This is a genomic window from Pseudoalteromonas sp. PS1M3, assembly GCF_016865405.1.
In the GTDB taxonomy this organism is placed as follows: Bacteria; Pseudomonadota; Gammaproteobacteria; order Enterobacterales; family Alteromonadaceae; genus Pseudoalteromonas; species Pseudoalteromonas marina.
Genome location: NZ_AP022624.1, coordinates 3,197,464 through 3,212,598, shown reverse-complemented (window position 1 = coordinate 3,212,598; position 15,135 = coordinate 3,197,464). Strand labels below are relative to the sequence as shown.

8 protein-coding genes and 1 pseudogene are annotated in these 15,135 nt (G+C 39.6%); 6 read left to right on the top strand and 3 right to left on the bottom strand.

All coding sequences use genetic code 11. From position 1 onward, the window contains the following. Positions 1-19: 19 nt before the first annotated feature. The 4 genes and pseudogenes from PS1M3_RS14990 to PS1M3_RS14975 all read left to right on the top strand — a co-directional run bounded on the left by PS1M3_RS14990 (position 20) and on the right by PS1M3_RS14975 (position 6,620). A pseudogene (locus tag PS1M3_RS14990) lies at positions 20-1,387 on the top strand (TolC family protein). Continuing rightward, positions 1,377-2,870, top strand: coding sequence for an efflux RND transporter periplasmic adaptor subunit (locus tag PS1M3_RS14985; protein ID WP_008130455.1), 1,494 nt, complete (start codon positions 1,377-1,379; stop codon positions 2,868-2,870). The pseudogene PS1M3_RS14990 and the gene PS1M3_RS14985 overlap by 11 nt, the downstream one beginning before the upstream one ends. Next, entirely contained in the window at positions 2,867-5,986 is a 3,120-nt protein-coding gene (locus PS1M3_RS14980; protein ID WP_203985273.1) for an efflux RND transporter permease subunit, read from the top strand. Before PS1M3_RS14985 ends, PS1M3_RS14980 begins: the two co-directional genes overlap by 4 nt. Before the next feature lie 178 nt (positions 5,987-6,164). Beyond that, complete coding sequence (locus tag PS1M3_RS14975; RefSeq protein WP_006791203.1) at positions 6,165-6,620, top strand: hypothetical protein; 456 nt, start codon at positions 6,165-6,167, stop codon at positions 6,618-6,620. A 70-nt stretch (positions 6,621-6,690) separates the two neighbouring features. Here PS1M3_RS14975 and PS1M3_RS14970 read toward each other — a convergent pair whose 3' ends face one another. The 3 genes from PS1M3_RS14970 to PS1M3_RS14960 form a co-directional block, all read right to left on the bottom strand. Continuing rightward, positions 6,691-8,178, bottom strand: a complete 1,488-nt coding sequence (locus PS1M3_RS14970) for an exopolyphosphatase (RefSeq protein WP_006791202.1) — start codon at positions 8,176-8,178, stop codon at positions 6,691-6,693. Then, a complete protein-coding gene (gene ppk1 / locus PS1M3_RS14965) occupies positions 8,171-10,258 on the bottom strand; it encodes a polyphosphate kinase 1 (RefSeq protein ID WP_008130463.1) in 2,088 nt (695 codons plus the stop codon). Before ppk1 ends, PS1M3_RS14970 begins: the two co-directional genes overlap by 8 nt. A gap of 94 nt (positions 10,259-10,352) precedes the next feature. After that, complete coding sequence (locus tag PS1M3_RS14960) at positions 10,353-10,859, bottom strand: glycine cleavage system protein R (protein WP_006791200.1); 507 nt, start codon at positions 10,857-10,859, stop codon at positions 10,353-10,355. A gap of 365 nt (positions 10,860-11,224) precedes the next feature. Here PS1M3_RS14960 and PS1M3_RS14955 point away from each other — a divergent pair, with 365 nt between their 5' ends. Together PS1M3_RS14955 and pstA are read left to right on the top strand one after the other, a co-directional pair. Continuing rightward, positions 11,225-13,459 (top strand): ABC transporter permease subunit, encoded by a 2,235-nt coding sequence (locus PS1M3_RS14955; protein WP_203985271.1) that lies wholly within the window; start codon positions 11,225-11,227, stop codon positions 13,457-13,459. A 15-nt stretch (positions 13,460-13,474) separates the two neighbouring features. Continuing rightward, on the top strand, positions 13,475-15,124 hold the full coding sequence (gene pstA / locus PS1M3_RS14950) for a phosphate ABC transporter permease PstA (protein WP_006791198.1): 1,650 nt from the start codon (positions 13,475-13,477) through the stop codon (positions 15,122-15,124). Positions 15,125-15,135: the final 11 nt, after the last annotated feature.

Sequence of the window (15,135 nt, the reverse complement as noted above, 5' to 3'; positions counted from 1 at the left end):
TTTTTAAATGGAGCAAGTGATGAATTACGCTTTAAAAATAAATGCAGTGCTATGTTGTTTGACTTTGTTCAGCAGTGCGGCGAATACCCAAGAAGAAAAAACGACTGGCGCAATAGATGAGTATAGCTCTGTACGTACGCTAAACTTATCTCACGCCCTTACCTATGCACTTGCAAATGATCCGTGGTTATCGGCAAGCCGCCACCAAGAGCAAGCCATTATGGCGCAAAGTATTATGGCGGGTACTTTACCCGACCCAACACTAACGCTTGGTCTTATGAACTTACCAACAAATGGTTATGCGTTTGACCAAGAAGGGATGACTCAATTTAAAGTGAGTCTAAACCAAAAATTTAGCCGCGGTGATAGCCTGTCACTGAAACAAAAGTCGCTTTTTCAGTCGTCTAAGTAATATCCATGGCAGCGAGCTGATAGGCTGGCTCAAGTCAAAGCGATGGTTACTGAGTTTTGGTTAAATGCTTATAGGGCTCAGTACAGTATTAATTTGATTGAGAAAGACAAAGAGTTATTTACTCAGCTTATTCAAATAACTGAGGCCAGCTATGCAAGTACGCAGGGTAAAACACGCCAGCAAGATATTATTCGTGCTCAGTTAGAGCTTACCCGCTTAGAAGATAAGCTACTCATACTTGAACAGCAACTTCACAGTGCTAAAAACCGGCTAGCGCAATGGTTACCCATAACAATGTTAGTAAAATCTTTAGACGATAAATTTATACCTCCTGTGGCGCTTACTGATTTTAATACCCTTGAATTTAGTCAACTTATGCAATTACTTATGGCTCATCCAGCTATTGTTGCTATAGAGCAAAGTGTGTTGGCAAAGCAAACACAAGTGAGCTTAGCGAAACAAAGTTATAAGCCACAGATAGGGGTTAATGTGGGGTATGGCTATCGAGCAGACACCCCAATGGGCCAATCAAGAGCCGATTTACTTTCTGTGGGAGTTAGCATTGATCTCCCTTTATTTACGGATAACAGGCAAGACCAACACGTTAAATCGGCTATATCTATTACGGAAGCGACTAAAACACAAAAAAGGGTCGCTTTGCAAAAGCTCAAAGGTATGTATTTTAAAGAATATAGTCAGCTATCCCAGTTACAAAAACGAAATACGCTATATCAAAATATTTTATTAGTACAAATGGCTGAGCAATCACAAGCAAACTTGAATGCTTATACGCGTGATGACGGTGACTTTTCTGATGTTATGCAAGCACGTATTAGTGAGTTAAATGCCAAAATTGACGCGCTCAATATCCAAGTCGATCAACACATTATTATTGCACGCTTAAATTATTATATGAGTAGCTTAGATTCTCAAGTTATGGGCGAACTACGTGAGGAGCAGCCTGATGAACACTAATTTGAAACTATTCATTGCCGCTATTGTAGGGGCTGGTTTATGGGCTGCTTTTACGCAAATTATAATTGATGAAAAACCGGCCGTAAAACAACCCTTATATTGGGTGGCGCCCATGGACAGCAATTATAGGCGTGACGCTCCAGGTCTCTCTCCTATGGGGATGGGTTTAGTGCCCGTTTACGACGAAGTTGGTAATAGTGAAAGTGAAAAAGGAGCGATTACTATTTCGCCAGTGGTGATTAATAATTTAGGAGTGAAAACCACTAAGGTGCAGTTAAAAACACTGCAAAGTAACATCAATACAGTGGGTTATGTGCAATATAACCAAGATAAAATTACTCATATTCACCCTCGTGTAGAAGGGTGGCTTGAGGATTTATATGTAAAAGCGCAAGGCGATAAGGTAAACGCCGGCGAACCTTTGTATACCTTATATTCACCGCAGCTAGTTAATGCACAAGAAGAGTTTTTATTGGCAGTAAATAGAAATAACAATGTACTAATTCGTGCTGCAAAGGCACGTTTAGAGTCGTTAAATGTATCTGCTGAATTTATTGAGCGCTTACAAAAAAATAAGAAAATAATGCAAAATATTACCTTTTATGCGCGTCAAAGTGGGATTGTTGATGAGCTGAATGTGCGAGAAGGTTTTTATGTAAAGCCGGGTACATCTATGATGAGTATTGCTCAACTTGATGAAGTATGGGTGGAGGCGGAAATATTTGAACGTCAATCGTCGCTTATTAGTGTTGGCCTACCGGTAACCATGACCCTTGATTATTTTAAGGGAAAAATATGGCAAGGACAGGTCGATTATATTTATCCGGCGCTTGATGCTCAAAATAGAACACTCCGGGTTAGGCTCCGATTTACAAATAAAGACCTTAAGCTAAAAGCGAATATGTTTGCTCAGGTGACTATTCATACAAAAGCGAGTGAACCTCAGCTTGTAGTACCAAAAGAAGCTGTAATTCTTACGCAACATCAAAACCGCGTAGTTATAGCATTAGGCGAAGGGCGCTTTAAATCTGTTGAAGTACAAGTAGGACAAACAAGCGTTGATGAAACGATTATTTTATCAGGTGTGGTGGTAAACGATAGCGTGGTTACCTCTGCACAATTTTTAATAGATTCTGAGTCGAGTAAGCTTTCAGACTTTAAGCGAATGGAGATGCCAGCTGCTGATAGTAGTAACGATGACAACTCTCAAAGTGCAACCGTAAATGGCGTTATAAATACAATTGATGCAGCAACTCGAGTTGTAAATATTAGTCGTGAAGCTATTCCAAAGTGGAACCGAGGTCCAGCAACAATGAATTTTGTTCTGGCACCGCATATAGAGGTTAACTCTCTTATTAAAGGTCAAACCATTGATTTCACGTTTAGTATTATTAATGATGATTTTGTGATCACCGCTTTAAATAATATAGACGCAATAGATCACTCCTCAATGCAACATACGATGGGCGAGGAAGTAAAATGATTACTGCTGTTATCCGCTGGTCTGTTCATAACCGGTTATTGGTATTGTTGCTTACATTAATTTTAGTGGGCGGTGGTGTGTTTGCCGTTAAAAATACGCCCGTAGATGCCTTGCCCGATTTATCTGATGTGCAAGTTATTGTAAAAACATCGTATCCAGGGCAAGCACCACAAGTGGTTCAAGACCAAGTTACTTATGTGCTTACTACTGCTATGTTATCGGTGCCAGGGGCAAAAACCGTAAGAGGCTTTTCATTTTTTGGCGACTCGTATGTTTATATTATTTTTGATGACAGCACTGATTTGTACTGGGCGCGTAGCCGAGTGCAAGAATACCTAACCCAAGCTGCAAACCGTCTGCCTGAAGGTGCAACGCCAGAGCTTGGACCTGATGCAACGGGTGTTGGTTGGGTTTACCTATATGCCCTTATTGATAAAACAAATACGCTTGATATTAGCCAATTGCGAGACTTACAAGATTGGTTTTTAAAGTTTGAATTACAAACTGTTCCGGGTGTTTCTGAAGTAGCCTCTGTAGGGGGAATGGTTAAGCAGTATCAAGTAAATGTAGATCCTAATAAGCTGCGTGCTTACGGCATTCCGTTGAGTCTTATTCAAACTGCAATACAGCAAGGAAACCAAGAAACAGGCGCCTCTGTTATTGAAATGGCCGAAGCGGAATACATGGTTACCAGCACAGGGTACATAAAAAGTGTTGCCGATTTAGAGGCTATTCCATTAGGTACTAATGCAAATGGCACTGCTTTGCAGTTACGTGATGTCGCAAATATTCGCCTAGGCCCACAAATGCGCCGTGGCGTGAGTGATCTTAACGGTGAAGGCGAAGCTACCGGTGGTATTGTTGTTATGCGCTACGGCGAAAATGCACAAAAAACCATTGAACTGGTTAAGGCTAAACTCGAATCCCTTAAAAAAGGATTACCAGAGGGCGTTGAGATTATTCCCGTTTACGACCGGTCAAACTTAATTAACAACGCAATAAGTAATCTGACAAGTAAACTTGTTGAAGAGCTGATTGTTGTAGCGCTTGTGTGTGTTGTGTTTTTGTTTCATGTGCGCTCATCTTTGGTGGCTATTGTTACCTTACCGCTGGGTATTTTAACGGCGTTTATTGTGATGTATTGGCAAGGAATTAACGCTAATATTATGTCTTTGGGCGGGATTGCGATTGCCATAGGGGCAATGACCGATGGCGCCATAGTAATGATTGAAAATATGCATAAGCATATGGAAAAAACGCCTCTGACTGATCAAAACCGTTGGGAAGTCGTTATTAAAGCGACAAGCGAAGTAGGCCCTGCGCTGTTTTTTAGTTTATTAATTATTACCGTGAGTTTTTTGCCTGTATTTATTTTAGAAGCGCAGGAAGGGCGAATGTTCTCACCTCTTGCTTACACTAAAACTTATGCAATGGCGGCCTCAGCAGGGTTAGCGATCACCCTAGTGCCTGTATTAATGGGTTATTTTATAAGAGGTAAGGTAATACCTGAAAATAAAAATCCCGTAAATAGATTGCTTGTAGCGGCTTATCGGCCTTTGCTCAGATGGGTGCTTAATTTTCCAAAAACAACCTTAATATTTGCCTTAGTTATGACCTTGGTAGGTTTTTACCCACTTAACAAAATAGGTAGCGAGTTTATTCCGCCACTTGATGAGGGTGATTTAATGTATATGCCCACTACATACCCAAGTATATCAATAGCTAAAGCTCGAGAGATTTTGCAGCAAACAGATAAGTTAATCGCAACCGTACCGGAAGTTAAAACAGTTTTTGGTAAAGTCGGGCGAGCTGAAACAGCCACCGATCCCGCTCCACTGACAATGATTGAAACGTTTATTCAATTAAAGCCCAAAGACGAGTGGCGAGAGGGAATGACTCTTGAAAAACTCAAAGCCGAACTTGATGCATTAGTCACGTTTCCTGGTTTAACTAATGCGTGGGTTATGCCAATTAAAACACGCATAGACATGTTGGCAACCGGTATTAAAACACCAATAGGTATTAAAGTGGCAGGTCCACAGTTAAGTGAAATTCAAAAAATTGGTGAGCAAATAGAAACGCTACTTGCTGATATTCAAGGCACTGTATCTGTTTACTCTGAACGAGTGGCTGGTGGGCGCTACGTAAAAATTGATATAAACCGTGAAAAAGCAGCGCGTTATAATTTAAACATAAGCGATATACAGCAAGTTATAGCAACGGCAGTTGGTGGTAAAAATGTAACACAAACAATAGAAGGGCAGGCTCGTTATTCGGTTAACGTGCGTTATCCGCAAGTTTTTAGGGATTCTCCTGACGCCCTTATGTTATTGCCCATTGTGACGCCACAAGGACAGCATATTGCGCTTGGAGATGTCGCTAATGTATTTATTGAAAATGGCCCGTCTGGCATTAAAAGTGAAAATGCACGTTTAAATGGTTGGGTTTATATTGATATAGATGGCGTAGACATTGGTAGCTATGTTGAAAGCGCGAGAGCCTTGCTCGATGAGCATTTAACGCTGCCATCGGGGTATTCTATTTCATGGGCTGGGCAGTATGAATATATGCAACGTGCAAAAGAGAAGCTCACCTACGTAGTGCCTCTCACTTTGGCCATTATTGTTGTGCTGCTCTATCTTAATTTTAAAAGCTTTGCTGAAGTAACTATTATTATGTGCACACTGCCATTGGCTATGATAGGTGGTGTATGGCTCATGTACCTTCAAGGTTTTAACTTTTCAGTCGCCGTAGGGGTTGGTTTTATTGCACTGGCCGGTGTTGCTGTGGAGATTGGGGTGATTATGCTGGTTTACTTAAATCAGGCATATCAAAACATGTGCTTAACTGCTAAGCGAGCTGATAAACCACTTTCGTTAGCTCAGTTACAGCAGGCAATTATTGAAGGTGCCGGGTTACGTGTGGGTCCTGTAATGATGACGGTGGCTACTATTGTTATTGGTTTATTACCTGTGCTTTATGGTACGGGTAGCGGTAGTGAAGTAATGAGCCGAATTGCAGCGCCTATGGTAGGTGGTATGGTAAGCGCAATAATGTTGACCTTATTAGTTATTCCTGCGGTTTACCTATTATGGAGAAAAAAGGCTATTAAGTAACAGTGATAGGGTAATGACTTATCATTGCCCTATAAAAATTACCTATTGTCTGTAAGTTATTCTATTAATTTGTATTTTAATTTATTTTTAAAGTGTAACCCATTGTTTTTAATTGTGGTTTTTATTGGCATGATTCAAGCAACTAGTAACTCATAAGTTAACTAAGTAAGGAATGCACATGCAAGTTAAAACAATTAAAGAGGTATACGATTGGACAGTATTATTTCATACGCAAATGGCGGCTAACTTTCATAGCGTTAAACCAATACTTGATGAGCGTAATGCCATGCTGGTGGATTATTACCTTAATTACGAAAAAAAACTCGCTGAAGATTTAGTGGGTTTTAAAGCGATTACCGAAATTAACACGCTCGACACATTTTGTTATGAGTACTTTGCCAGTAACCCCGAACTTATTACGTTTAACGATATCAGCAAAGATAAGCAGTTAGATGAAAAAGCAATTCAAGATTACTTATCGAGTCAGCATCAAAAAGTTATCGCGCTTTACGATTACCTTCTCGAGCGTGCAGAAACGCAAAATGCGCAAGAGAAGCTAGCGCAGCTACTAGAGCTTGAAAAGCAAGGGCTTAAACAAATGATGCAAAGTACAAATCGCCATATGGATATGTAATTAGCTAAAGTATACTTAGCTAAAAGTAGGGTGTATTTGCACCCTACTTAATTATTTACTCTTCAAAATATTATGAGCAGTTAAGACTTATTCCTACCTTTTTTAAATAACGTTGTTCTAGTTCTAAATCTGCATTAAGTAACGTGTGTGTTTGTAAATAATTATCGTAAAATTTAATAAAAAGCCCTGTGGCATTAGCGCTAATATTCATATTAGGTTGCTGGCTAATTTGGCGTTTTTGATTAAATAAAACAGCTAAGCGTAAAATAGTAACAAGCTTAATTACATGTTGCTGCGCGATTGTTGTGAACTCTGGTAATTCATCACGTTTAATTTTTTTTCGGTAAAAGCGAATTAGCGAGCTTAAAATGAGTTGCTCTTGCTGAGTAAAACCAGGAAGCTGGCTATTTGCCACAATGTAAGCGCTGTGTTTATTAATACCTGAAGAGTTAATAGATAAGCCAATTTCGTGTAGCTTAGCAGCCCAATTAAGAAGCGCTATGTCGTTATTATCATTTAGTTGCCACGCTTTGCTAAGGCGCTCGTATATCCAAGTAGCTGTATTAGCAACGCGTGAGGCATGGGCTTTATCTACGGTGTATCGTTCACTCAGGTTATTGATTGTATTGCTGCGAATGTCTTTATCGGCGAGTTTTTGCTGCATTTCATGAAGTAGCCCCTCTCTTAAAGAGAAGTCACTATAAGAGAGCTGATTGATTGAAAACTCTTTAAAAACAGCAATAAGAATGGCAAGTCCTCCACATAGACTCTGCTGACGCTCAGGCGTTAATCCTTCTATACTTATATTATCGATATGTTTAGCGGCAATGCATTGCTGCTTAAGAGCCAGTAAATCGTCAATACTTACACATGTTTGTTGCGGGTTTTGTGCGCACACCATGGTTAAAATTGATTTAATAGTGCCTGATGTACCAATTACATCTTGCCAACCTTCGTTAATGTAGTTGGCAAAAATAACTTCGATTTCTTGTTCCGCTTTTATTTCAGCTCGATTAAAACGCTTAGCCGTAATAGCTCCACCACTAAAAAACTGTTTTGTGTAGCTAACACAGCCCATATTACGGCTGGTAAGAAGCTTATGTTTGAAGTGCTTACCAATAATTAGTTCGGTACTGCCTCCGCCAATATCGATAATAAGGCGGTTCTCTTCGTTATGTACATAATGAGCCACACCTTGATAAATAAGCCGAGCTTCTTCTTGCCCTGGGATCACATCAATATGAAATGGAAATACCTTACTCGCCTGAGTTAAAAAGGCATGAATATTTTTGGCGCGCCTAAAAGTGTATGTAGCAGCTACTTTTACATTACCAGGAGGAAAGTCTTCAAGGGTGTTTGCAAACTGCTTAAGTACAAGTAGTGCACGGTCTATGGCTGCTTGGTTTAGTCTTAATTTATCGTCTAAGCCATCGGCTAAATAAACACGCTGTTTCTCTTTATGCAGAATTTGTAATGTGCCATCCACTTCGCGCGCAACGACCAAGTGAAAGCTATTCGAACCTAGATCGACGGCCGCTATTGATGGGTGATCATTCATTATTATAATTACTCTCCCATTTTTTTAAGTGATCGTATATTGCTATTTGTGAGCGAATTTTTTTTCTGTTACCGCGCCTAACATAGGTATTTTTTTGCTCGCTATCGATTAGCCGAGCTTTTGTGCGGTCTTTAAATTGTAGCTCTAAAATGTCCAGAATGAGCTGTTTTAATTTATTATTTAAAATGGGCACTCCCACTTCAACGCGTTGATCAAGATTGCGAGTCATCCAATCAGCGGAAGAAATATACACCTTTTCATTGCCATTATTGCCAAATACCATTACGCGAGGATGCTCTAAAAAGCGATCAACAATACTGATCACTTTTATGTTTTCGCTAAAGTGAGCCACCCCCGGTATTAATGAACACATACCACGTACAATAATTCGGATTTTTACTCCACGACGACCGGCATAATAAAGTTTATCTACAAGTTGTTTATCAACTAAATTATTTACTTTAATTGTAATTTTTCCTGTGAAACCATCTTCAACATGCTGAATCTCTTTATCAATTAAATCCAATAAAGTGTCGCGAGCATTAATAGGGGAGAGCATTAAATATTCAAAATTAAAGGGCTTGTAGCTGCTTTCTATAAACTTAAATACGCTATCGCATTCTTCACAAATACCGTTATGTTTTGTGAAAAGGCTAAAGTCAGTGTAGATTTTAGCTGTTTTTTCGTGAAAGTTTCCGGTACCGATATGGGCGTATTTAACTATTTTGTTTTTTTCTTTACGGTGAATAACACATAGTTTGCTATGCACTTTTAGGGCTGGAATACCAAAAATAACTTTTATTCCAGCACTGCTAAGAACTTTAGCCCATTCAATATTGTTCTGCTCATCAAAGCGTGCTTTAAGCTCAACCATTACCGTGACACTTTTGCCATTTTTAGCGGCATTGATGAGTAAAGAAATAAGCCGAGACTTACTCGCCACTCGATAAATATTTACTTTAATCTGCGTCACCATAGGATCAAATGCGGCTTGGCGAACATACTCCAGTAAATGATTAAATGTGTGATATGGGTAGTAGAGCAGTATGTCTTGCTCGCTTATTGCGTCAAATACGCTGCTGTGTTTGTTAAAAGCTGTGCTTTGTATTGCTGGAAGTGTTTTGTTTTCAAGGTATTGGCGACCCACATTAGGAAAAGCAATAAAATCTCTAAAGTTACGGTATCGACCCGCGGGTATCAGCGCATCATGATGACTCACGTTTAGACGTTTTTTCATCACTTTTAACATACTTTCTGGCATGCTCTCGTCGTAAACAAGGCGCACAGGCTCTGCATAAATACGTTGTTTAAGACCCTTAGACATTTTATCGAGCAGTCCTTCTTCTAGCTCATCGTCTAAATTGTATTCTGCATCTCGTGTGAGTTTTATTGCATGACCTTGAATTTTATCAAAGTGAAAAAAGTTACTAAAAACATCATTTAAATAGTAAGAAATAACGTCATCAAGCATAACAATGGTTTTACGACGACGTGTCTTTTCAGGCGGTAATATAATAAAACGGGGTACTCGGTCTGTGGGGACTTCAAGCATAGCGTAGTGGCTTTTTTCGTCACTCATTTCAATAAACAAGTAAGTCATTGTGTCGTTTATATAGTCTGAGTAATCTTTATTTTCATTAAGTAAAATGGGAGATATATGCTGTAAAACCTTGTCATGAAAATACGCTTTTAGCCAATTAAGATGAAAATCTGTTAATTTTTCGGGGCGATCTACATGGATATTATGAGTGGTTAAATCGTTTAAAATTTGTTGGTGTATTAGGTTAAATTTTTTGCCTAGCTGCAAAACTTTTTGTTGAATTTGACTTAATAAAGCTTCGTCTTCTTCAAAATTAGCATCGGGAAGTTTGTTTAATAAAATACGGCGTTTAACGTCGGCAACACGCACCCTAAAAAATTCATCAAGGTTATTAGAAAAAATCCCCAAAAACCGCATGCGTTCAATTATTGGATTATTTTTGTCTTTAGCCTCTTGTAGAACGCGCTCGTTGAATGACAGCCAACTAAGCTCTTTAGCAAAGTATTCAACGGTTTGAGTATGTTCTATGTGGGCATTCATATTATATTCCATTATCTAACGCTGAGTTAAATATAGAACAATTTAATGACATTAAAATGACATGCGTGTCACTTGTATGACACGCAATAAAAAATTATGCTTCTTCTGTGTCTACTATTAAGTCGCTGGTTATTGACTCAAGCGCATCAATTACTTCGTCTTTATCCATTCCGTTAGGTAAGGTAACGGTTGCAACAGCGCTAAAAATAGGGACTCCCCAATTAGGTGCGCTTTGTTGTCTAGAATTTAAATGAGTAATACTTGCTCCTTTGTGTCGTATTACGCTCGCGAGCTCTTGGACAATACCAGGGCGATCGTTTCCTGTGATCACTAAATTGATTTGTTCACGTGGTGAAGGTTCAATTTCAGTATTGCCAGCTTCAATACGCACTTCAAGTTTTGGTAAAGCGGTAAGCGCGTTTTGCAGTTCCTGAAAATGCTCTTCAGCAACTTCTAACTGAATAATCCCTGCAAAATGACCTAATAAATGGCTAAGGTTACTACATAACCAGTTGCCGTGATTTTTTAAAACTACCGATGAAATATCTTCTACTAAGCCTGGACGATCCTTTCCTAAAATAGTTATTACCAACTGTTTCATAAATTGTGCCTCTTTTTAAGCCCGAAGAATGTAAATGCGTAGGCATTAAATAAAATATGTTTTGATGCTGACGCGCTTTTATAGGTTAATGATTTTATTATGTTAATAATTAATTTAACGTGAATGAAAGAAAGGTAAGCGCATCCCTTAATTTACCATTTGAGTATTAACCTCGTTAAATGCTTTGTCCAATTATTTTTGTTATTTAGTTCCCTTCTAAATGACTAATCTAACGCTTAATTAATACAATAACTTATGCCACCTTAGATATACCTTTAATTAGAGTGCTTATTATGACCGTTGTAACATTACTGTCATCTTGATGAAATATAATTTATAGAACGTTAAGATTTAAAGGTGTTTTGATGACTTCCAATCCGAATAAACCGTCTTTTAATACGGATCGAAGCCGTCTATTTAAAGACAGGTTTGCCAAATTTGGCATAACCGCCGGTGGAGTAATGGTATTAATAGCGCTGTTGTTAATATTTTTCTACCTTCTTTATGTAGTACAGCCAATTTTTGAGTCAGCTAAAGTTGAAAAGCGTGACAGCTTCACAGTAAGTAACGCAGATCAAATAGTTGGCTTAGGTGTTGAAGAGCAAACCGAAGTTGCTTATTTACTAAGCCAACAAGGCCAAGTTGATTTTTACAATGTAGAAAAAGCAAGTTTTGGTAAAAAACTCAAGACGCTTAATGTTGCTCTTCCAAGCGAAGTAACAAGCTTTGCAACGAGTGCACCGTTTCAGGGCCAATACGCATATGGTTTAGAAAACGGCACTGTGATGGTGGTTGTACCTAAGTTTTTAGTTACCTTTCCAAATAACGAACGTAAATTAACGCCACGTGTTGATTATCCGCTTGGTGAAATGGCGTTAGAAGTTGATGCTCAAGGCGCTGCTATCAAGCGCTTTGCGTTTTCTCACTATGAAGATAAAACGGCGGTTGTTGCATTAACCGCAGATAAGCGCGTTTTGTTTAGCAGCTTTGTTGCTGAAGAAAACATGTTTACAGGTGAAGTAGAGTGGGTTGTTGAGCGAACAGAGCTTGATGTTGAAGGTCGTGTAGATGAGCTTTTAATTTCGCCAGATACAACACGTACGTTTATTCGTTCAGCTAATCAAATTTACGTTTATGATACGCGTTATCCAAGTGAAGTAGAGCAAATCCAGTTATTATCGGCTAATGAAGAAAACGCTAATATAGTGTCTGCTCAGTTACTTGCGGGTGCAAACTCGTTAATGCTTGCTAACGATAACGGTGAAGTGTCGCAGTGGTTTGAAGTAAACACAGACGCTGGTCGTCAGTTCCAAAAAATTCGTGCGTTTGAAACAACCAAACAAAGCAAATTAAATATTTTTACAGAATTTTATCGTCGTACTTTTTTCACTACCAGCAGTAACGGTGAGCTTGGTGTTTACTACACAACAAGCGAAGCTAAGCTATGGCAGGGTAAAGTAAGTGAAGGCGAAATTAAACACTTTGCAATTGCTCCACGTTCAAATGCTGCGTTAATTTTAGCGGATGGCAAATTAACGGTATTAGAGGTTCACAACGAACATCCTGAAGTAACATGGTCTGCGTTATGGCAAGAAGTGTGGTACGAAGGTTACCCAGAGCCTGCATACATTTGGCAGTCAACATCTGCAAGTGATGACTTTGAATCTAAATTTTCGCTAGTGCCTATTTCGTTCGGTACAATTAAAGCTGCTTTTTACGCTATGTTATTTGCAGTACCCATTGCGATTTCGTCGGCAATTTACACTGCGTACTTTATGTCGAGTGGATTACGTAAGGTTGTAAAGCCAACCGTTGAAATAATGGAAGCACTTCCTACGGTTATTTTAGGCTTTTTAGCGGGCCTTTGGTTAGCGCCTTTAATTGAAGAGCACTTACCTGCAATTGTTGGCTTATTCATTTTATTACCTATTGGTATTTTAGGTTCAGCACTTGCGTGGACGAAGTTACCAGCAAGTATTCGCCATAAAATACCTGAAGGTTCTCATTCAATTATTTTGATTCCTGTTGTATTAGTTGTTGGTTGGTTCTCGTTCGCAATGAGCGAAACAGTAGAGCTGTGGATGTTTGACGGTAATGTACGCCAGTATCTAACAAACGAGTTGGGCATGACATTCGACCAACGTAATTCATTGGTAGTCGGTATAGCAATGGGTTTTGCAGTGGTTCCAACTATTTTCTCTATTGCAGAAGACGCCGTATTTAGTGTACCTAAGCACTTATCAAATGGTTCATTAGCACTAGGGGCTACTCAATGGCAAACACTCGTACGTGTTGTGCTATTAACTGCAAGCCCAGGTATATTCTCTGCGGTAATGATGGGCCTAGGCCGTGCCGTGGGCGAAACCATGATTGTACTCATGGCAACAGGTAACACACCGATTATGGACTGGAGTATTTTCCAAGGCATGAGAACGCTGGCAGCTAATATTGCGGTAGAAATGCCTGAATCAGAAGTAGGTAGCTCGCATTACAGAATATTGTTTTTAGCCGCCTTTGTACTATTCATATTCACCTTTGTATTTAACACGTTAGCTGAGTTTGTTCGTCAGCAGTTACGTGAAAAATACAGCTCAATGTAAGTGGAGAGACACGACATGGTAAAGCAGTGGTTTAAGTCTGGTTCTCCTTGGATTTGGATGACCGGCGGTGCAGTGAGCATCAGCTTAATTTCGGTTTTAGGTATATTAGCGATGATAGCCTGGAAGGGATTGAGTTTTTTCTGGCCTTCTCAAGTTGTACAGTTTGAGCTTGAAGGCTCGATTGCCAAGCAAACCGTTATTGGTGAAGTTTACGACCGTGAACTCGTACCAAAAGAACGTTTGGCAGCGACAGGTGTTGATGTTTCAGCATTTGATAAAGAAGAATTTGAACGTTTACTTATAAAAACAGGTAACCGTGAATACGTAGCTCTAGATTTTCGTTGGATACTTGAAACCGACATAAAAGCAAAGTCTACACCTGCTACGCTTGCAGTATTTGAACGTAGTAAAAATGGTAATTTTTACGGGTATGTAGAAAGTGTATTTAAAGACGGCAAGCCAGTAGAGGGCGATAAAGTAGAGGCTTTATATGACCTTGTTGAGCGTGCTGTAGATTTAAATGATGAAGCACTGGATTTACAAAATGGCGATATAGGTCATATCAACTATGAACTTGAGCGCTTGCGCTTAAAAGAGAAAAGCTACTTACTTGATAACCAGTTAACAGATGAACGTGTTGCAGAGCTTGCAAAAATGCGTGCTGAATTACGTGCCGAGTACGGCGAGCTTGAAAAAGAGTTATTTGCACTGCGTAAACAGGCCAAGCGCGACCATGTAACGGTAAAAGATATGCGCGGGGAAATAGTTACGATCCCAATGTATCAAGTACTTGATGTGTGGTTTCCGAACGACATGGGCTTTTTTGCAAAGCTAGGCCACTACTTTGGTCAACTAGGCAAGTTTGTATCTGATGATCCACGCGAAGCAAATACAGAAGGCGGTGTATTCCCTGCTATATTTGGTACTGTATTTATGGTTATGTTGATGGCTGTGATAGTAACGCCGTTTGGTGTTGTTGCTGCTATTTACTTGCACGAATACGCGGCTAAAAATGCGGTCACTAAAATGATTCGTATCGCGGTAATTAACTTAGCGGGTGTACCTTCTATTGTTTATGGTGTATTCGGCTTAGGCTTTTTTGTATATATGCTAGGTGGCAGTATCGACCAATTATTTTACCCAGAGTCTTCACCAACACCAGTATTTGGTACGCCAGGTGTAATGTGGTCTGCACTAACATTGGCAATACTAACGTTACCCGTGGTTATTGTATCTACGGAAGAGGGTTTATCACGTATTCCAAGCACTGTACGTGACGGTTCATTAGCATTGGGTGCAACTAAAGTTGAAACCCTATGGCGTATTGTAATTCCAATGGCAAGCCCTGCAATTATGACGGGGTTAATACTGGCTGTTGCACGTGCAGCAGGCGAAGTTGCGCCCCTGATGTTGGTAGGTGTTGTTAAAATGGCACCGACGTTACCATTAGACGGCAACTTTCCGTATTTTCACTTAGACAGAAAGTTCATGCACTTAGGCTTTCATATTTACGATGTTGGCTTCCAGAGCCCGAATGTTGAAGCGGCACGCCCGCTAGTATATGCAACGGCATTTTTACTTGTGTCGGTAATTATCACACTCAACATAACGGCCATTGGTATACGTAACCATTTACGTGAAAAATTCAGATCGCTTGAACACTAATTAGTAAAGAT